Origin of the sequence: Streptomyces fagopyri (assembly GCF_009498275.1) — a bacterium.
Lineage (GTDB): Bacteria > Actinomycetota > Actinomycetes > Streptomycetales > Streptomycetaceae > Streptomyces > Streptomyces fagopyri.
In genome coordinates this window covers 4,690,533-4,709,589 of sequence record NZ_CP045643.1, presented here as the reverse complement: position 1 = coordinate 4,709,589, position 19,057 = coordinate 4,690,533, and the positions used below count along the sequence as shown (strand labels likewise).

The following is a 19,057-nucleotide window of genomic DNA, read 5'->3' as shown; positions in this document are numbered from 1 at the left end:
GGATCGACTTGTGTGACCTGGCCTAGCCCGTCACCCGATGCAGGACCGGTATCGCAACGTGCACCGATGTGAAGGGGACGTGACAGGGGTCACTTCTTGCTGTCGATTACTGCCTTCATCACACTCTTGGCGATCGGGGCCGCGAGACCACCACCGGAGATGTCGTCCCGGTTGGCGCCCTCGTCCTCGACCACCACGGCGACGGCGACCGGAGAGCTGCCGTCGGCCAGCTTCGCGTACGAGATGAACCAGGCGTACGGGTTCTCGCTGTTGGCCACACCGTGCTGGGCGGTACCGGTCTTGCCGCCCACCGTGACGCCGTTCTCGTTGATCTGGGCGTTGGTGCCGGTGCCTACCTTGACGACCGTCTCCATCATCGACTGAAGGATCTGGGCGTTGTCCTTGGAGAGCGGTTCGCCGAGCTTCTCCGGCTCGGTCTGCGAGACCACGTCCAGGTTCGGGGCCTGCAGCTTGTCGACCATGTACGGCTTCATCAGCGTGCCGTCGTTGGCGACCGCCGAGGCGACCATGGCCATCTGCAGCGGGGTCGCGGCCGTCTCGAACTGGCCGATGGAGCTGAGCGCCGTCTGCGGCTTGTCCATCGACTTGGGGAAGACGGAGGCGCTGGAGCGCACGGGCGTGAACTGCTGCTCGTTGAAGCCGAACTTCTCGGCCTCCTCCAGCATCTTGTCCTTGCCGAGGTCGGCGCCGATCTTGCCGAAGACCGTGTTGCAGGAGTAGCGCAGCGCGACGCGCATCGTCGCGTTCTTGCAGGGGATGCTGCCCTCGTTCTTCAGCTCGGTCCTGGTGTCGGGCAGCGTGTAGGGCAGCGGCGAGTCCGTCTTCTCGTCGGCGGACGAGTACAGCCCGTTCTGCAGCGCGGCCGCCGCGGTGACCACCTTGAAGGTGGAGCCCGGCGGGTAGGTCTCGCGCAGCGCCCGGTTGAGCAGCGGGTCGTCGGGGTTGTTCTTCTTCAGGAGCTTGGTCCAGGCCTTGCTGTCCGTCGTGGTGGAGTTCCCGGCGAAGGTCGACGGGTCGTACGACGGAGTGGAGGCCAGCGCCAGGATCGCGCCCGTCTTGGGGTCGATCGCCGCGACGGCGCCCTTGCCCTGCTTCAGCAGGCCCTGGTACGCGGCCTTCTGCGCGGCGGCGTTGAGGGTGGTGACGACGTTGCCGCCCTGCTTCTTCTTGCCCGTGAGCATGTCGAGGGTGTTGCGGAAGAAGAGCCGGTCGTCGTTGCCGGTGAGGATGCCGTCGTCGATGCTCTCCAGCTGGGTGGCGCCGAAGGCCTGGGAGGCGTACCCGGTGACGGGCGACCACATCGCGCCGTCCTTGTAGGTGCGCTTGTACTCGAAGTCGTTGATGCCGTCCTTGGCCGACTTGACGGCCCCGGTGATCGGGTTGCCGTCGACGATGATGTCGCCGCGCGGGGTGGCGTACCGCTCGATGGCGACGCGGCGGTTGTGCGTGTCGGTCCGCAGACTGTCCGCCTGGACGTACTGGATGTAGTTGTCGCGGATCAGCAGGGCGAGGACGAGGAGCCCGCAGAAGATCGCGATCCGGCGCAGGGGCTTGTTCACGGGCGGACCACCTGGGTCATCTCGGCGTCGGGGCTGGGTGCGGGCGCGGGCGCGGGGCGGCGGGCGGTGTCGCTGATCCTGATGAGGATGCCCATCAGCGCCCAGTTGGCGATGACGGAGGAGCCTCCGTAGGCCACGAACGGCATCGTCATACCGGTGAGCGGGATCAGGCCCATGACGCCGCCCGCGACGACGAAGACCTGGAGCGCGAAGCCGCCGGAGAGGCCCACGGCGAGGAGCTTGCCGAACGGGTCGCGGGCCGCGAGCGCCGTACGGATGCCGCGCTCCGCGATCAGGCCGTAGATGACCAGGATCGCCATGATCCCCGCCAGGCCCAGTTCCTCGCCGAAGCTGGCGAGGATGAAGTCGGAGTTGGCGGCGAACCGGATGAGCTCGGAGTGGCCCTGCCCCCATCCGGTGCCGAGCGTGCCGCCGGAGCCGAAGGCCCACAGCGCCTGCATGGCCTGCTCGGAGTGGAGGATGCCGTCGTGGGTTCCGGCCTGGCTGAGCTTGTACTCGTGCAGCGGGTTGAGCCAGGCCTGGACACGGGTCTGGATGTGCGGTTCGAAGCTCGCCACGCCCACCGCGCCGACCGCCGACATCAGCAGACCGAAGACGATCCAGCTGGTCCGCTCCGTGGCGACGTACAGCATGATCACGAACATGCCGAAGAACAGCAGCGAGGTACCGAGGTCGGTCTCGAAGACCAGGATCAGGATGGAGACGAACCAGACCACCAGGATCGGGCCGAGGTCGCGTCCGCGCGGCAGGTAGAGGCCCATGAAGCGGCGGCTGGCGAGGGCCAGCGCGTCGCGCTTGACCATCAGGTAGCCGGCGAAGAAGACCGCGAGGATGATCTTCGCGAACTCGCCGGGCTGGAGGGTGCCCAGGCCGGGGATCGAGATCCAGATCTTGGCGCCGTAGATGTTGGCGCCGAGGCCCGGAACCAGCGGCAGCAGCAGCAGGATCAGGGCGCCGAACATGGAGATGTAGGTGTACCGCTGAAGGACGCGGTGGTCCTTGAGGAAGATCAGTACGACGACGAGCAGGCCGATGCCCAGTGCGGTGTACATCAGCTGGCGGGGCGCGGCGGGGGCGAAATTGGGCAGCGACCGGAGCAGCTTGGACTGGTCGAGACGCCAGATCATCACCAGGCCGAGGCCGTTGAGCAGCGTCGCCAGCGGCAGCAGCAGCGGGTCCGCGTACGGGGCGAACTTGCGCACCGCGAGATGGCCCACGCCGGCGAGCAGGCCGAGACCGAGGCCGTAGCTCAGCAGGCCGGGCGGCACCGAGTCGTTGATGGCCAGGCCCACGTTGGCGTAGGCGAAGACCGGGATGACGACGGCGAACACCAGCAGCGCGAGCTCGGTGTTGCGGCGGCTCGGCGTGCCGATGGAGCCGATCGTCGACGTGTGGTGCGTCGGCGTGTTCGTACTACTGCTCATGGTGTGACAGGGCCCCTCACGGCTTCTTACTGCTTACCGCACAGCGAGACCAGCTTCTGCTCCTCGTCGGAGAGGCTGGGGCCGGGTGTGGGAGTGGGTGCGGTCTTGGACGGGTTCGACGACGGTGAACTCGACGAGTTCGGTGTCGGCGTCGGACTGGACGTGGCCTTGGACGTCAGGGAGGTGGTTGTGGTTCCCGTGGTCCCACCCGCCTCGCCCTCACCGGCCTTGGCCTTGTTCTGTGTCTCGGCGGTGCGGCGCTCGGAGTCCTTCCTGCACGCCGACGCCTGCACCGCGAGCTCGTCGATCTTGGACCGGGCGTCGACGAGACCGCCCTCCGTGATGGTCGCCTTGACCTGCTTCTGCTGGTACGGCGGCAGGTACTTGAGTTCGATCTCGGGGTGGTCCTTCTCGACCTTCGAGAGCGAGACCCAGGCCAGGTCCTGGCTGATGCCGCGGTACAGGGCGACGTGCTCGCCCTTGCTGCCGACGTAGTACTGCGTCTGCGTCCACCGGTAGCCGCCGTACGCGCCGCCGCCGATGACGGCGAGCGCGAGCACGGAGTAGAAGGATCTCTTCAGCCACTTGCGTCCGCCGCGCGGCTTGACGAAGTCCTCGTCCGAGTAGTCGGCGAAGCCGCCCGTGGAGCCGTAGCCGTCGTCGTCGCCGCTGCCGGGCGGTCCGAACTCGCCGCCGCCCTGTCCGGGCACCTGACGGCCGAGACCGGAGGCGCGGCCCGCGGGGGTCTGCATGGCGCCGTTGTCGTGCAGCTGGTGCTGGTTCTCGGCGACCGCGCCGACCACGACGGGGGTGTCGGAGAGCTGTGCGGCGAGGGTGTCGCCGGAGTCGATGTCGAGGACGTCGGCGACGATGACGGTGATGTTGTCGGGGCCGCCGCCACGCAGCGCGAGCTCGATCAGGTTCTGGACGGTCTCCTGCGGGCCCTGGTAGCTGGCGAGGGTGTCCTCCATCGTCTGGTGCGAGACGACGCCGGACAGTCCGTCCGAGCAGATCAGGTAGCGGTCGCCGGCGCGGACCTCGCGGATGGAGAGGTCCGGTTCGACGTGGTCGCCACTGCCCAGCGCGCGCATCAGCAGGGAGCGCTGCGGGTGGGTGGTGGCCTCCTCCTCGGTGATGCGGCCCTCGTCGACGAGGCGCTGCACCCAGGTGTGGTCCTGGGTGATCTGCGTGAGGACGCCGTCCCGGAGCAGATAGGCGCGGGAGTCGCCGACGTGGACGAGGCCGAGGCGCTGGCCGGTCCACAGGAGCGCGGTGAGGGTGGTCCCCATGCCCTCCAGCTGGGGGTCCTCCTCGACCATCATCCTGAGCTGGTCGTTGGCACGCTGTACGGCGGTGCCGAGCGAGGTGAGGATGTCGGAGCCGGGCACGTCGTCGTCGAGCGCCACGATGGTGGAGATCACCTCGGAGGAGGCGACCTCACCGGCGGCCTGGCCGCCCATCCCGTCGGCGATCGCGAGCAGCCGTGGACCGGCGTAACCGGAGTCCTCGTTGCCCTCGCGGATCATGCCTTTGTGCGATCCGGCGGCGAAGCGCAGTGACAGACTCATGCGCACCTCGCCCGTCGGCTCCGGGTACATCCGCACGGTGCCCACCCTCCGGTCGGGAGCGCGCCGGCGTCCTTCGTGTGGACCGCCGCTGCGTGCTCGCTCCGCTCGCGCTCATTCATGACGTGGCACTACTTCCGCAGCTCGATGACGGTCTTGCCGATGCGGATGGGCGCACCCAGGGGGATCGGCGTGGGAGTCGTCAGCCGGCTCCGGTCGAGATACGTGCCATTGGTGGAGCCGAGGTCCTCGACGATCCACTGGCCATCCCGGTCCGGGTAGATCCTGGCATGGCGGCTGGACGCGTAGTCGTCGTCCAGCACGATGGTGCTGTCGTGCGCGCGCCCGAGCGTGATGGTCTGCCCCTGGAGCGCGACCGTCGTGCCCGTGAGGGTGCCCTCGGAGACGACGAGTTTGGTAGGGGCGCCGCGGCGCTGGCGTCCGCCACCGCTCGGTGGCGCCTGCTGGCGCTGCGGCGGTGGCGCCGCAGCCTGGCGCGCGGCCTGCTGAGGCCTGGCGGCGTCCCTGCGCGAGCCGCGCTGTGTGACACGCGTTCCGAACAGGTCGCTGCGGATGACCTGCACGGCCACGATCACGAACAGCCACAGTACGGCCAGGAAACCCAGCCGCATGACCGTGAGGGTCAGCTCTGACATTGCCCCCGCTTCACCCTTCGGCTTGCCGGTAAATGATGGTGGTGCTGCCCACGACGATCCGCGAGCCGTCGCGGAGCGTAGCGCGGGTGGTGTGCTGCCCGTCCACCACGATGCCGTTGGTGGACCCGAGATCCTGGATCGTCGAGGGCGTTCCGGTCCGGATCTCACAGTGCCGGCGCGATACGCCGGGATCGTCGATCCGCACGTCGGCTTCGGTGCTGCGGCCCAGCACCAGCGTCGGGCGGGAGATCTGATGGCGGGTGCCGTTGATCTCGATCCAGTGCCGCGTGCGGCCACCGCTCGCCGGGCCGGGAGCCGCGCCGGGGCGCTGGCCCATGGGCGACGGTCCCGGGCGTCCGGGCGGCGGCGCGGACGGCATGGGAGGAGCGGCCGCCGGCGGGTAGCCGTAGCCGCCCTGGTTGTTCTGGCCGCCCTGGCCGCGCGGGGACGCCGGAGGGGGTCCCGCGGGGGCGCGCTCGGGTGCCTGCTGGTCGGTGGAGGAGGCGAGCGTACGGCTGCGTACCCGGTACAGGCCGGTGTCGAGGTCGTCCGCCTTCTCCAGATGGACCTTGATGGGGCCCATGAACGTGTAGCGCTGCTGCTTGGCGTAGTCGCGCACCATGCCGGCGAGCTCGTCGCCGAGCTGGCCCGAGTAGGGGCTGAGGCGCTCGAAGTCCGGTGTGCTCAGCTCCACGATGAAGTCGTTCGGTACGACGGTCCGGTCGCGGTTCCAGATCGTCGCGTTGTTGTCGCACTCGCGCTGCAGCGCTCCGGCGATCTCCACGGGCTGGACCTCGGACTTGAACACCTTGGCGAAGGTGCCGTTGACCAGACCTTCGAGACGCTGCTCGAATTTCTTCAGGACTCCCATGGGGCACCTCCTCCTTCGTAGCCGTCCTGGTACTGCGTGCTGCCTGTGCCGTACTGCGCACGGCCCGCCGCGTCGTACGGTCGGCCGCTGTCGTCCTGGTCGTGCTGGTACTGCTTACTGATCGTATCCACGCGCCGGGAAATCGGCTGGTTCCCCCTGTCGGCCCGGTCGACGGGTTGTCGACGCCTTGCCAAGTCCCCTCCCGGAGTTCCCTGCGAGGCGCCTTTTCGAACTCTTCCCTGCACTACTCCTGCCAAGGATCGTAGAGGCGGCCCAGGACCAGTGTCCCGCACCCGGCTGTGCACCCTGCCCTGCTCCTGGGGAGATGGCCTGGACCGGTACGAGGTTGATACGTGAACCGGTTCTCGTCGATACGTCGGGCGGCGCCGACGTGCTCGGGCCCCCGGCGTACGCGGGGTGGCCGGGGTCCTGGGGCACCGGGGCCGCTCGAAAGCGATGTGAATCCGCCCGTGCCACCGTGCTAATCTTCTGCATGTCGGAAGGCGCTCGCACCACACGGTGGGGCACCGGAGGACACACCCAATGCGCGGGTGGCGGAATAGGCAGACGCGCTGGATTCAGGTTCCAGTGCCCGCAAGGGCGTGGGGGTTCAACTCCCCCCTCGCGCACCAGTGAAGAGGGCCCATCGTGATCACGATGGGCCCTCTTCCGTATGCCCGGGGACCGGCCCGGATCGGGCCGCCCAGGTCCGAGTGTGTTCTGTCTCTCAATTTTTCTCGGGCCACCGGGGACCGGGCGTCACGGGTGCCCGCGCAGGGGCAGATGGATCTCCAGGAGTGTTCCGGTGGGGGTGGCCGGGGTGACGCGGGTGCGGCCGCCCAGGTCGTCGATCCGGTCGGTCAGGGAGTGCGGAGCCTCGGCGGGGCCGGCCGCGGGGCCGTCGTCGGTCACCTTCGCGTAGAGCCAGCGCCTGGTGACGCGTACGACCGTGTCCACCCGCCGCGCGCCCGAGCGGGCCAGACGGTCGCGCAGGGCCTCACGCAGGGCCAGGAAGGTCTCCTCCCGGTACCGCTCGGAGAGGGTCCGCTCGTCTCCGACGACCTCGACGGTGGTCCGGATGCCGAGGCCGGTCCGTGGGCGGGGGCCCGCGAGGAAGGCCTCCAGGGCCTCGCGCAGGGGCGGCAGGTCGGCCCGCCGGCGCAGGCCGCCGATGAGCGCCTGGTTCTGCCGGTCGGCTTCCGCCAACGCCCGCTGCGCGGCCGCGAGATGGGCGGCGAGAGGGGCGGTGGGGGTGTCGAGCGTGGTGGGGGAGCCGGAGGGTGCGGGTGAGTTCTGGGTGGTGTGTGCGTCGAAGGTGTGGGGCGGCGGTGCGGATCCCGGGGTGGCCGCCGTGGTGGCGGCTTCGAGGCTGAGGTGGGCCGCGGACAGGGCGCCGCCCAGTTCGTCGTGGAGCTGCCGGGCCAGCCTGCGGCGCTCACCGCGGCCGTCGTCGCCGGACCACACTCCCTCCCCGGCGTCCCGGACCACCTCGCCGAGGCGCCTGACCACCGCGACCGCACGCGGCAGCGCGCTCTCGCGGTGCGCGATGCCGTGCTCCAGGACGTGCAGCAGGGCGCACTCCAGGAGCAGCGCGACGGCGGCCGCCACCTGGTGGGGGGAGGCCGAGGGCGGGGCGACGGGGGCCGGTGGCGCGGACCGGGCGGGGGCGGCCTCCGCGGCGCGCGCCAGGACCGTGCGGGCGAACTCCGTCAGCGTGCCGCGCAGCGCCGGCACCTCCGCCTCCGCGGGGGCGAGTACGGCGGGCAGCCGGGCGCTGAAGCGGTCGAGGACGGCGTCGGTCTCCCAGATCCCCAGGGAGTCGGCGGCCGGGCCGGTGACGGGACCGCGGCGCGCCGGCATCCGGGACGCCGCACGGACCAGGCCCTCGTGCAGGGCTTCGCCGAATCCGCTGCCGACGACCGGCACGGTGCCGGGAACGGAGGCGGCCGGAGGGACGGGGGCGGGGACGGTCGTGCTGCTCATCGGACTCCTCGACGCTCGGGTACCGGGGGCAACGTGGCCATCGTCAACGTAACAAACAGACTTGTCTGATTGTCAAGGGTCGGCGGGCGTTCCGGACCGGCTGTGTCTACGGGATCTCCTCCCCGTCAAGAGTCCGGACATGGCCAAGAGCAGCAGAATGTATGGGGATTGGATGGAGGTCTGCGTTCACAGGGCTGTCGAGTAAAACAGGCATGGTTGTATGATTCCGGTTGTTGCTGGCGCCCTCGGGCACCCGCGCGCTCCTTCATGCCAAGCGCAGGAATAGGCAGGTGCAGCCTGATGCAGACTCGGTCCGAACAGACCCGTCAGGCTCTCGTCCGTGCCGCGGCGGAACTGATAGCGAACGGCCGGCTCGCCGATGCGGGGCTGGTCAACATCTGCCGCCGGGCCGGAGTGAGCCGGGGGGCTCTCTACCACCACTTCTCCTCCATCGCGGAGTTGAACGCCGCCGTCTACGAGCAGGCGCACGAGCGGGTCGTCGCGCTCATGGACGAGGCTTTCGGAAGCAGCCCCGTGGAGGACGCCCCCGAGCGCCTCCTGATCGCCTTCTGCGAGGCCCTGCGGACGGAGGAACTCGTCCGCGCCGGCATCCAGTTGGCGGTGGACGGATCGGCCGGGCCGCCACGGCTGCGCGACGACGTGCTGACGCTCGTACGCGGGCGCGTCGCCGACACGCACCGGGACGCCGTACCGGCGCCGGAGGATCTCGCCGACCTCGCCGTGGTGGTGGCCGCGGGGCTGGAGACGCTGGGGCACACGGATGCCGAGTGGTGGGACGCCAAGACGTCCAAGAGGCTGTGGGCTCTGCTGCGGCCGTTGTTCTCGGCGGGAGTCGTCGCCGTTCCCCTCTCCGCGGTGAGCGCCGCCGGTGTCGTGGGGTCCGCCGGTCCTGTGGGTGCTGTGGGTGCTGTGGGTGCTGTGGGTGTGGTGGGTACGGAGGGGGTCGGGCGGCGGGGGCGACGGGAAGGGGAGGGCGTCTGAGTCGCTTCGTCGGGCCTCGGCCGCCTCGACTCCCTCGGCTGCCCCGGTTACCCCGGGCGGAGCCCTGGCCAGGCGCGTCTGTTCGGCGCGGTGGTGCGGTGGGGTGCGCCTGTTTCGCGCGGTGATCCCAGGGGGCCTGTTCCGCGCGGCGGTGTGGCAACGCGCCCTGTTCCAGGCGGAGTCGACCGGGATCGCGGAGTCGGACGGGATCGCGGAGTCGACCGGGATCGCGGTGCGCGTGGACGCTGTTCGGGCGGACTTGTGTGGCGCGGCGTCAGGGGCCGGGTTCTCGGCGCGGCCGCCGGGGTGCCCCTCGTGCGGGCGTGGGCGGGCGCGAGGCGCGGCGTCGGGGTGCGGTGCGGGCGGGGTGGGCGCCGGGCCTCGCGGGGCGCGTGGGCGCGTGTGAGCCGGGGCCCGTGCGGTGCGGGAGAGAGCCCGGGGCGGTGACCATGTTTCCGGTGCCCCGGTGCGAGCGAGGTCGGGTTCCGGGGCCGGGCGGCGGCTTGGGGGCGCCTGGCCGCTCGGCGAGGTGCGGCCTGGTGCGGCCTGTTCGGGGAGGCTCGGTCGGGATCGGCCGGGTCGGTCGGGATCGGCCCGTTCGGCGGGGTTCGCGGGGTTCGGCTGTGCTCAGACGTCCTCGGCCGGCACGGTCACCGTGGTGTGGAGGCGGCCGAGCAGGCCGGGAGTGGCCAGGCCGGGCAGCATGAAACGCCAGAACGCGCCGATGCGTTCGGGCAGGTCCGCGCGGTTGCTGTACACCTGCGACATCAACTGCAGCCCGGTGAAGGCCCCGACGATGGTCGACGTGGCTTCCTGGATGTCCACGCCGGGCAGGATCTCGCCCTGCTCCTCGGCCTGCCGCAGCAGCGCCAGGATGGCGGCGCCGGACTGCTCGTACGCGGTCTGCGGCGGGCGGGAGAAGGACGTCTGCTCGACCGCGAGCCGCACGCTCGCGCGCAGCACCGGGTCGTGCTGGAGGCGCTGGGCGAACTCCAGGGTCAGGTCGATGACGGCCTGGAGCTTCACCGCCCGGTCCGGCACCACGAGAGCCTCGCTGTGCGCGGTCACCAGGGCCACGGCGATCGCTTCCTTGGAGGGGAAGTGGTGGTACAGCGCGCCCCGGGTGAGACCCGTCCGGGCCAGGATGTCGTTGGTGCTCGCCGCGTCGTAGCCGCGCTCGTCGAACACCCGGGCCGCGGACTCCAGGATCGAGTGCCTCGACCTCGTTCCGCGCTCTTGTGTGGCCATGCCAGGTCCTTGCTCTCGCCCGCTGGAATTTTACCGACTGGTCTGTATTGTATCGGCAAGGCGGCACGCCGCCAGGGGGCGGGAGTTCTCGCTTCCGGTTCGGCTCGGTTTTCGGTCGGTCCGAACGCGGTCCTCGATCGTTCCTCCAGGGGTTCCCACATGGGCCGTGCGGGGCCCGCGCGATGGTCACGGGGTACCCCCGGGCGGTCGCCGAGACCGCCCGGGACTACGGATGGCCGAGCCGGAAGCCGACCCCTCGGACGGTGATGATCCAGCCGCTCGAACCGAGCTTGCCGCGCAGGCTGCTGACATGGGTGTCGATGGTGCGGCCGCGGTGGGACCAGGTGTCGTCCCAGACCTGTGCCATGAGCTGGCGGCGCGGCATCACGGTGCCGGGCTGCGAGGCCAGCAGGTGCAGCAGGTCGAACTCCTTGCGGGTCAGGTCCACCGGTTCCCCGTCCAGGGTGGCCACCCGGGTGCCGACGTCGATGCGCAGCGGCCCGTGGGTGATGACCTGGGCGGACGCCGGCTGCTGCCGTACCCGGCGCATCACCGCCTCCATCCGTGCCAGCAACTCACGGAAGCCGTACGGCTTGACCAGGTAGTCGTCGGATCCGGCCTGCAGTCCGAGCACCCGGTCGAGCTCCGAGCCGCGCGCGGTGACGGCTATGACCGGGGTGTCGCAGACCGCCCGGATGCCCCGGCACACCTCGAGCCCGTCCAGGTCGGGCAGGTCGAGGTCGAGCAGCAGCAGATCGGCGTCGCGGTGCGCCTGGAGCGCCTTGGTGCCGGTGGCCACGCTCTGCGCGGCGTACCCCTGCCGCAACAGGCCCTGGACGAGGGAGTCGGCGGCCCTGGCGTCGTTCTCCACGACCAGGACGCGCAGGGCTCCGGCCGGCGGGCCGGGGCGGTCGGTGGCAGCGTGGGCGGCGACCGGCCGCCCGGGGTGGGGAATCGTGGGGCGGTGCGGGAGATTGCGCTGCGATCGGACGTCGAGTAGATCCACGGCTTGCCGATTCATCTGCTCCTCCTGAGGCACAGTCTCGTCAGCACGGAACGGACTGCTGAACGCTCACCTTGAGGACGATAGCAAACAGACTTGTCTGATTGTCAACGTGTTCCGTGTCCCCCGCGCGTCGGCCTGGACCGCCCCCAGGAACTCTCCGTTGACCTGCTGGAACGCGCACTTCTTCGCCATTCCGAGGTCATGTCTCCGGGAGGTTCGCCTACGCCCTCGGGCCTGCGCGGGCCGGTCTTCGCGACTCTAACCGTGCAGGTCTGCACGGTTTCGAGGGGTCGGTGGCGCAAGTGGCGCGATCGTGCCGTACCAGTCGGTAATGACGGCCTGAACCTAGAGGGATACTAAAGCTTTACTTGAAGAACCGAACAGACATGTCTGTATCTTGTGCGAGCAAGAGAACGTCGGCCACGGGGGGTGGCTGCCGACAGTACGGATTGCTGCCCCCTGCTCGGAAACAGACAGGAGTGCCGTACATGTCGTACACCACCTCCACCCGTGTGTCCGTCGAGAGCGACCTCGCGACGGTGGCCACGAAGGCGCCGCGAACCACCACGAGGACTCTGCAGCCCCGGCTGACCACGACGGTTCCCCGCGAGTACGTTCATCGCGCCGCCGTCTCCGAGGTACTGCTGACCGGCTGGGAGGCCGCCGCCGAACCCGCCGGGCCCGGCCGCTCCGACGTCTTCGCGGTCAGCGCCCAATGGCCGCGCAGCCACTCGTTCTTCACCCAGTCCGGCGGCTACCAGGACCCGATGCTGCTGATCGAGTCCGTCCGCCAGATCGGCTCCCTGCTGGCGCACGCGGAGTTCGGCGTTCCCTTCGGGCACCAGTTCCTGATGTGGGACATGTCGTTCAGCACCGCCCCCGAACTCCTCGTCGCGGACGCCGTGCCCACCGAGGTCGAACTGCGCACCGTCTGCAGCGACATCGTCCGCCGGGGCCGGGTGCTCGGCGGTATGCGCTACGACGTCACCGTGCTGCGCGACGGAAAGGCGCTGGCCACCGGGGGCGCCGCGTTCAGCTGCACCAGTCCGGCCGTCCACCGGAGGCTGCGCGCCGGCCGCCCCACCACCACCGACCGCGTCGCGCCGCCGGGGATCGACCCCGCCGCCGTGGGCCACTCCGGCGACCGCCATGTGCTGCTCGCCGAGCCCGGGCCGGCCGCCGGCACCGGCGACCGCTGGGAGCTGCGCGTCGACACCGCCCATCCCACCTTCTTCGACCATCCCGTCGACCACATACCGGGCATGGTCCTGCTGGAGGCGGCCCGGCAGGCCGCCCTCGTCTCGACGGGCATGCCCGACGCCCTGCTGCTGGGCCTCAAGAGCAACTTCGCGCGTTACGCCGAGTTCGACGCCCCCTGCTGGATCGAGCCGCGGGTCGAACCGCACGGCACCGACGGCGGCGTACTGGTGCGGGTGCGCGGCACGCAGCACGCTGAGACGGTCTTCACCGCCGAGCTCGTCCTGAGCCCGCGCGGCCGTTGAACCCGCACCCCGTCCGGGCCCCTTGGCGAGCGTCCCCATCCCGAGGAGAGTGTCGCGTGCCCACCCTTCTGATCACCGGCGCGGCCGGTTTCGTCGGCAGCCACGTCACCCGAGAGGCGGGGCGTCGGCGGGTCGAGCTGAGACTGATGTCGCACCGCAGTCCCCTGCCCGGTTCCGGCCCCCGGGTCGTACGGGCCGACCTGAGCGAACCCGCGTCGCTGCGCGGCGTGTGCGAGGGCGTCGACGTCCTGATCCACTGCGCCTCGCGGATCGGTGGGGACGTCGAGGCCAACGAGGCCGTCAACGCGCGTGGTACGGCGGCCCTCGTCGAGGAGGCGCGCCGCGCGGGGGTCGCGCGCGTCGTCCAGCTCAGCACGGCCTCCGTCTACGGCCGCGGTACCTTCCGCGGCGGCCGGCCCGGGGAGCTGACCCGCAATCCGGGCTCGCCCACCTCCCGCACCCGGGCCGCGGCCGAGGACGCGGTGCTCGCGGCCGGCGGCATCGTCCTGCGGCCGCACCTGGTGTACGGGGAGGGCGACAGGTGGGTGGTCCCGGGACTGGCCCGGATGCTGTCCGTACTGCCCGGCACCGTGGACGGCTGGCCCTCCCGGACGTCCGTGATCGCGGTGTCCGAGCTGGCCGGACTGCTGGTCGCGACCGCGCTGGCCCCCGCCGGCGACCTGACGGAGTCCGTCTATCACGCGGCTCACCCCGAGCCCGTCGCCGTGGACGCCCTGCTGCGCGCGGTGGCCGCCTGTGCCGGCGTCGAGCGGCCGGACCGGGATCTGACCGCGGACCAGGCGCGGGCGGTCCTGGAGGAACACGGCGCACCCGCGTCGGGGCTCGACATGTTCACGACCGACCACGTCTTCGACAGCGCCCCGATCTGGTCCGATCTGCGCCGTACTCCCGGCCCGGGGTTCGACGCCGGGTTCGCGCGGGCCGCGCCCTGGTACCGCAAGGTCCTGAACGTCGGCTGAAGGTCCCCGCGCTCCACCTGAGGGTGCCCGCACCCCGGCGCCCGGCCCCTGTTCTCCCACCGCGCGGGCCCCCGCGCTCCGGTCGAAGAGCCCGTACTCCGACCGACTCGACCCCCGTGGCTCCGATCGGCCGATTTCCCGGATCCCGTTACCGCAGAACGTGCCCGTTCATCCGCCCGGCGCCCGGAAAAGCAGTGAGAAGGCCGAAAGCACCTCCACGGAATGCTGCATTCCGACTCTTTCCGGACCCGACGGTTCCGTCCGTCGGGTCCGGCTTTTTGACGGAGGCCTGACCTTTTTCTTTCCTCTTCCGCAAACTGCTGCCCCGGGTCTGCGGATTCTGACCCAGTTCTGCAACGGACCGTATTGAAGGGGGGTGCACGCTCGAACAGTCTTGTGGCTCCGAGCGGAGTCAGGGGAGGTTCATCGTGCGCAAGGTGCTCATCGCCAACCGTGGCGAAATCGCTGTCCGCGTGGCCCGGGCGTGCCGGGATGCCGGGATCGCGAGCGTTGCCGTGTATGCGGAACCGGACCGGGACGCTGTGCATGTCCGAGCGGCGGACGAGGCGTTCGCGTTGGGCGGTGACACCCCGGCCACCAGTTATCTGGACATCGCGAAGGTTCTGAAGGCCGCCGGGGACTCGGGGGCGGACGCGGTCCATCCGGGTTACGGCTTCCTGTCCGAGAACGCGGAGTTCGCGCAGGCGGTCCTGGACGCCGGGCTGATCTGGATCGGCCCGCCGCCGCAGGCCATCCGTGACCTGGGGGACAAGGTCGCCGCCCGGCACATCGCGCAGCGCGCGGGTGCTCCGCTGGTCGCGGGTACTCCCGATCCGGTCTCCGGCGCGGACGAGGTCGTGGCCTTCGCGAAGGAGCACGGTCTGCCGATCGCGATCAAGGCGGCGTTCGGGGGTGGCGGGCGCGGGCTGAAGGTGGCCCGCACCCTGGAGGAGGTCCCGGAGCTGTACGACTCCGCGGTCCGGGAGGCGGTCGCCGCGTTCGGGCGCGGTGAGTGCTTCGTCGAGCGCTATCTCGACAAGCCCCGCCATGTGGAGACCCAGTGCCTGGCCGACACGCACGGCAACGTGGTCGTCGTGTCCACCCGGGACTGCTCGCTGCAGCGCCGCCACCAGAAGCTGGTGGAGGAGGCTCCCGCGCCGTTCCTGTCCGACGCGCAGGTCGCCGAGCTGTACTCGTCGTCCAAGGCCATCCTCAAGGAGGCCGGTTACGTCGGCGCGGGCACCGTGGAGTTCCTCGTCGGCATGGACGGCACGATCTCCTTCCTGGAGGTCAACACCCGGCTGCAGGTCGAGCACCCGGTCACCGAGGAGGTCGCCGGGATCGACCTGGTCCGGGAGATGTTCCGGATCGCGGACGGCGCGGAACTCGGCTACGGCGATCCCGAACTGCGCGGCCACTCCTTCGAGTTCCGTATCAACGGTGAGGACCCCGGCCGGGGCTTCCTGCCCGCCCCGGGCACCGTCACCACCTTCGCCCCGCCCTCCGGCCCCGGCGTCCGACTCGACGCCGGCGTCGAGTCGGGTTCGGTCATCGGCCCCGCCTGGGACTCGCTGCTGGCCAAGCTGATCGTCACCGGCGCCACCCGCGAGCAGGCACTCCAGCGCGCCGCCCGCGCCCTCGACGAGTTCACCGTCGAGGGCATGGCGACCGCGATCCCGTTCCACCGCGCGGTCGTACGGGACCCGGCGTTCGCCCCGGAGCTGACCGGTTCCGCGGACCCGTTCACGGTCCACACCCGGTGGATCGAGACCGAGTTCGTCAACGAGATCCCCGCCTTCACCGCCCCCGCGGACCCGGGCGCCGGGGCGGATGACGAACCGGCCCGCGAGTCCGTCGTCGTCGAGGTCGCCGGGCGCCGCCTGGAGGTGTCGCTGCCGTCCTCGCTCGGCATGTCGCTGGCCCGCACCGGACTCGCCGCGGGCGCCAAGCCGAAGCGCCGCGCCGCCCGCAGGTCCGGGCCGGCTGTCTCCGGTGACACCCTCGCCTCGCCCATGCAGGGCACGATCGTCAAGATCGCGGTCGAGGAGGGCCAAGACGTGCGGGAGGGCGACCTCGTCGTCGTCCTGGAGGCCATGAAGATGGAGCAGCCCCTCAACGCCCACCGCTCCGGCACCGTCAAGGGCCTGAGCGCGGAGGTCGGCGCGTCCGTCACCTCCGGCGCCGCCCTGTGTGACATCACCGACTGACGCATGAGCGGATTCTCGGCGAATTCGCCGGGGAACCGTGGGCTCCGCCGTAATTACCTGCGGAATTCTGACCCGGTCTGACAATTACCTGACACAGGGAATATTGAAACCGCACTTACCGCCCCGGATACTGAATACGAGCTTTCGTCAACCGTCGTGTGGTGGGCCCCGAGGAGAGGGAAACGTATGTACAGCACGCTGATTGTGGCTCGGATGGAACCCGGGTCGAGCGTCGACGTGGCCAGGATTTTCGGTGATTTCGACGACACGGAAATGCCGCACCGCATGGGAACGCGCCGGCGCCAGCTCTTCCAGTACCGGGGTCTGTACTTCCACCTCCAGGACTTCGACGCGGACAACGGCGGCGAGCTGATCCAGCACGCCCGGCACGACGCGCGCTTCGTACAGATCAGTGAGGACCTGAAGCCGTTCATCGAGGCGTACGACCCGGCCACCTGGCGCTCCCCGGCCGACGCGATGGCCACGCGCTTCTACAACTGGGAGGCGTCCGCGTGACCGGCCGACGAGTCGTCATCACCGGCATAGAGGTGCTGGCCCCCGGCGGTGTCGGGGCGAAGAACTTCTGGAACCTGCTGAGCGAGGGCCGTACGGCCACCCGCCGCATCAGCTTCTTCGACCCCAGCCCGTTCCGCTCCCGGGTCGCCGCGGAGATCGACTTCGACCCCGCGGAGCACGGACTGAGCCCGCAGGAGATCCGCCGGATGGACCGCGCCGCGCAGTTCGCGGTGGTCGCGGCCCGCGGTGCGGTCGCCGACAGCGGCATCGACCTCGACGCCCACGACCCGTACCGGGTGGGTGTCACCATCGGCAGCGCGGTCGGCGCCACCATGGGTCTCGACGAGGAGTACAACGTCGTCAGCGACGGCGGCCGGCTGCGTCTGGTGGACCACGCGTACACCGTCCCGCACCTGTACAACTACCTGGTCCCCAGCTCCTTCGCGGCCGAGGTCGCCTGGTCGGTGGGCGCGCAGGGCCCCAGCACGGTGGTCTCCACGGGCTGCACGTCCGGCATCGACTCGGTCGGCCACGCCGTGGAACTGCTCCGCGAGGGCTCGGCCGACGTCATGATCACGGGTTCGTCCGACGCCCCGATCTCGCCGATCACGATGGCGTGCTTCGACGCGATCAAGGCGACGACGCCCAGGGACGACGACCCCGAGCGGGCCTCGCGCCCCTTCGACGGGACCCGCAACGGGTTCGTGCTCGGTGAGGGCGCCGCCGTGTTCGTCCTGGAGGAGCTGGAGAGTGCCCGGCGGCGCGGCGCGCACATCTACGCCGAGATCGCCGGGTACGCGACGCGCTCGAACGCGTACCACATGACGGGTCTGCGGCCGGACGGCGCGGAGATGGCCGAGGCCATCACGACCGCGCTGGACGAGGCGAGGATGAACCCGACCGAGATCGACTACATCAACGCGCACGGCTCCGGCACCAAGCAGAACGACCGCCACGAGACCGAGGCGTTCAAGCGCAGCCTGGGCGACCACGCCTACCGGACCCCGGTCAGCTCGATCAAGTCGATGGTCGGGCACTCGCTCGGCGCGATCGGTTCCATCGAGATCGCCGCGTCCGCGCTGGCGATGGAGAACCACGTCGTGCCGCCCACGGCCAACCTGACCACCCCCGACCCCAAGTGCGACCTCGACTACGTGCCGCTGGTCGCCCGGGAGCAGCTCACCGACGCGGTGCTCACCGTCGGCAGCGGTTTCGGGGGATTCCAGAGCGCCATGGTGCTGGCGCGTCCCGAGAGGAGCGTGGCATGACCACCACGGTGGTAGTGACCGGTCTGGGCATCGCCGCCCCCAACGGCCTGGGCACACAGGACTACTGGGCCGCCACCCGGACCGGCAAGAACGGCATCGGCCGGGTCACCCGCTTCGACCCGTCGTCCTACCCGTCGACGCTGGCGGGCGAGGTGCCGGGCTTCGTCGCCGGGGACCTGCTGCCGAGCCGGCTGCTGCCGCAGACCGACCACATGACGCGGATGGCGCTGGTCGCCGCCGACTGGGCGCTCGCCGACGCGGGGATCGATCCCGCGGAGCTTCCGCAGTACGACATGGGTGTCGTCACGGCGAGTTCCTCGGGCGGTTTCGAGTTCGGCCAGGGCGAGCTGGAGAAGCTGTGGAGCCAGGGCAGCCAGTACGTCTCCGCCTACCAGTCCTTCGCCTGGTTCTACGCCGTCAACAGCGGGCAGATCTCCATCCGCAACGGACTGAAGGGTCCCAGCGGCGTCATCGTCAGCGACGAGGCGGGCGGTCTCGACGCGGTGGCGCACGGCCGGCGGCTCATCCGCAAGGGCACCCCGATGATCGTGTCCGGAGGTGTCGACGCGTCGATCTGCCCCTGGGGCTGGGTGGCGCAGATGGCCGGCGACCGGCTGAGCACCAGCGACGAACCGACCCGCGCCTATCTGCCCTTCGACGCCGACGCGTCCGGTTACGTGCCGGGCGAGGGCGGCGCCATTCTGATCATGGAGTCGGCCGAGTCGGCGTGCGCGCGCGGCGCCCGGATCTACGGCGAGATCGCGGGCTACGGCTCGACGTTCGACCCGCGGCCGGGCAGCGACCGCGAGCCCGGTCTGCGCAAGGCGGTCGAACTCGCCCTCGCCGACGCGGACGTGGCACCCGGGGACGTCGACGTGGTCTTCGCGGACGCGGCCGGAGTGCCGGAGCTGGACCGGATCGAGGCCGAGGCGATCTCGGCGGTCTTCGGTGTCCGGGGGGTCCCGGTCACCGCGCCCAAGACGATGACGGGGCGGCTGTACTCCGGCGCCGCCCCGCTCGACGTCGCCACCGCCCTGCTCGCCATCGAGGAGGGACTGATCCCTCCGACGGTGCACGTCGACCCCGACGAGGAGTACGGCCTCGACCTGGTTCTCACCCAGTCGCGCCCCGCCCAGGTGCGTACCGCGCTGGTCCTGGCGCGCGGCTACGGCGGGTTCAACTCGGCCGTCGTCGTCCGCGCCGTCGACTGACCGGACATCCCGTCGCC

At 70.6% G+C, this 19,057-nt stretch carries 16 protein-coding genes and 1 tRNA gene; 8 read left to right on the top strand and 9 right to left on the bottom strand.

Features of this window, described 5'->3' with window-relative positions; translation table 11 throughout:
- Positions 1-89 precede the first annotated feature (89 nt).
- From GFH48_RS20220 to GFH48_RS20195, 6 genes are all read right to left on the bottom strand, one after another.
- The gene (locus GFH48_RS20220; protein WP_153289603.1) at positions 90-1,580 is read right to left on the bottom strand and encodes a peptidoglycan D,D-transpeptidase FtsI family protein; all 1,491 of its coding nucleotides are present in this window, start codon (positions 1,578-1,580) and stop codon (positions 90-92) included.
- Entirely contained in the window at positions 1,577-3,025 is a 1,449-nt protein-coding gene (locus GFH48_RS20215; protein WP_153289602.1) for an FtsW/RodA/SpoVE family cell cycle protein, read from the bottom strand. Before GFH48_RS20215 ends, GFH48_RS20220 begins: the two co-directional genes overlap by 4 nt.
- A 26-nt stretch (positions 3,026-3,051) precedes the next feature.
- Complete coding sequence (locus GFH48_RS20210; protein ID WP_228120748.1) at positions 3,052-4,593, bottom strand: Stp1/IreP family PP2C-type Ser/Thr phosphatase; 1,542 nt, start codon at positions 4,591-4,593, stop codon at positions 3,052-3,054.
- 128 nt (positions 4,594-4,721) lie between these two features.
- Positions 4,722-5,246: an FHA domain-containing protein FhaB/FipA gene (locus GFH48_RS20205; RefSeq protein WP_153289600.1), complete on the bottom strand. Its 525-nt coding sequence runs from the start codon at positions 5,244-5,246 to the stop codon at positions 4,722-4,724.
- Positions 5,247-5,256: 10 nt separating this feature from the next.
- Complete coding sequence (locus tag GFH48_RS20200; RefSeq protein ID WP_153289599.1) at positions 5,257-6,117, bottom strand: FhaA domain-containing protein; 861 nt, start codon at positions 6,115-6,117, stop codon at positions 5,257-5,259.
- Positions 6,105-6,248 carry a hypothetical protein gene (locus GFH48_RS20195; RefSeq protein ID WP_153289598.1) on the bottom strand — a complete coding sequence of 48 codons (144 nt, stop codon included), beginning with the start codon at positions 6,246-6,248 and terminating at the stop codon, positions 6,105-6,107. Before GFH48_RS20195 ends, GFH48_RS20200 begins: the two co-directional genes overlap by 13 nt.
- 414 nt (positions 6,249-6,662) lie before the next feature.
- Between GFH48_RS20195 and GFH48_RS20190 the strand changes: the two genes are divergently transcribed.
- Positions 6,663-6,749, top strand: a tRNA-Leu gene (locus tag GFH48_RS20190).
- 127 nt (positions 6,750-6,876) lie between these two features.
- Here the strand turns inward: GFH48_RS20190 and GFH48_RS20185 are convergent.
- Positions 6,877-8,100 (bottom strand): sensor histidine kinase, encoded by a 1,224-nt coding sequence (locus GFH48_RS20185; RefSeq protein ID WP_153289597.1) that lies wholly within the window; start codon positions 8,098-8,100, stop codon positions 6,877-6,879.
- Between the two features lie 300 nt (positions 8,101-8,400).
- Between GFH48_RS20185 and GFH48_RS20180 the strand changes: the two genes are divergently transcribed.
- The gene (locus tag GFH48_RS20180; RefSeq protein ID WP_228120745.1) at positions 8,401-9,102 is read left to right on the top strand and encodes a TetR/AcrR family transcriptional regulator; all 702 of its coding nucleotides are present in this window, start codon (positions 8,401-8,403) and stop codon (positions 9,100-9,102) included.
- A 627-nt stretch (positions 9,103-9,729) separates the two neighbouring features.
- Here GFH48_RS20180 and GFH48_RS20175 read toward each other — a convergent pair.
- Entirely contained in the window at positions 9,730-10,350 is a 621-nt protein-coding gene (locus GFH48_RS20175; RefSeq protein WP_153289596.1) for a ScbR family autoregulator-binding transcription factor, read from the bottom strand.
- A gap of 226 nt (positions 10,351-10,576) precedes the next feature.
- Positions 10,577-11,371, bottom strand: a complete 795-nt coding sequence (locus tag GFH48_RS20170) for a response regulator transcription factor (RefSeq protein ID WP_153289595.1) — start codon at positions 11,369-11,371, stop codon at positions 10,577-10,579.
- A 473-nt stretch (positions 11,372-11,844) separates the two neighbouring features.
- On the opposite strand from GFH48_RS20170, the gene GFH48_RS20165 reads away from it, so the two are divergent.
- From GFH48_RS20165 to GFH48_RS20140, 6 genes are all read left to right on the top strand, one after another.
- Positions 11,845-12,858 carry a ScbA/BarX family gamma-butyrolactone biosynthesis protein gene (locus tag GFH48_RS20165; RefSeq protein ID WP_153289594.1) on the top strand — a complete coding sequence of 338 codons (1,014 nt, stop codon included), beginning with the start codon at positions 11,845-11,847 and terminating at the stop codon, positions 12,856-12,858.
- Positions 12,859-12,914: 56 nt separating this feature from the next.
- The gene (locus tag GFH48_RS20160) at positions 12,915-13,838 is read left to right on the top strand and encodes an NAD-dependent epimerase/dehydratase family protein (RefSeq protein ID WP_153289593.1); all 924 of its coding nucleotides are present in this window, start codon (positions 12,915-12,917) and stop codon (positions 13,836-13,838) included.
- Between the two features lie 428 nt (positions 13,839-14,266).
- Entirely contained in the window at positions 14,267-16,045 is a 1,779-nt protein-coding gene (locus tag GFH48_RS20155; protein WP_153289592.1) for an acetyl/propionyl/methylcrotonyl-CoA carboxylase subunit alpha, read from the top strand.
- Positions 16,046-16,231: 186 nt separating this feature from the next.
- The gene (locus GFH48_RS20150) at positions 16,232-16,561 is read left to right on the top strand and encodes a TcmI family type II polyketide cyclase (RefSeq protein ID WP_153289591.1); all 330 of its coding nucleotides are present in this window, start codon (positions 16,232-16,234) and stop codon (positions 16,559-16,561) included.
- Positions 16,558-17,829, top strand: a complete 1,272-nt coding sequence (locus GFH48_RS20145; RefSeq protein ID WP_153289590.1) for a beta-ketoacyl-[acyl-carrier-protein] synthase family protein — start codon at positions 16,558-16,560, stop codon at positions 17,827-17,829. The genes GFH48_RS20150 and GFH48_RS20145 overlap by 4 nt, the downstream gene beginning before the upstream one ends.
- Positions 17,826-19,040: a ketosynthase chain-length factor gene (locus GFH48_RS20140; RefSeq protein ID WP_153289589.1), complete on the top strand. Its 1,215-nt coding sequence runs from the start codon at positions 17,826-17,828 to the stop codon at positions 19,038-19,040. Before GFH48_RS20145 ends, GFH48_RS20140 begins: the two co-directional genes overlap by 4 nt.
- The last annotated feature ends 17 nt before the right edge of the window (positions 19,041-19,057 follow it).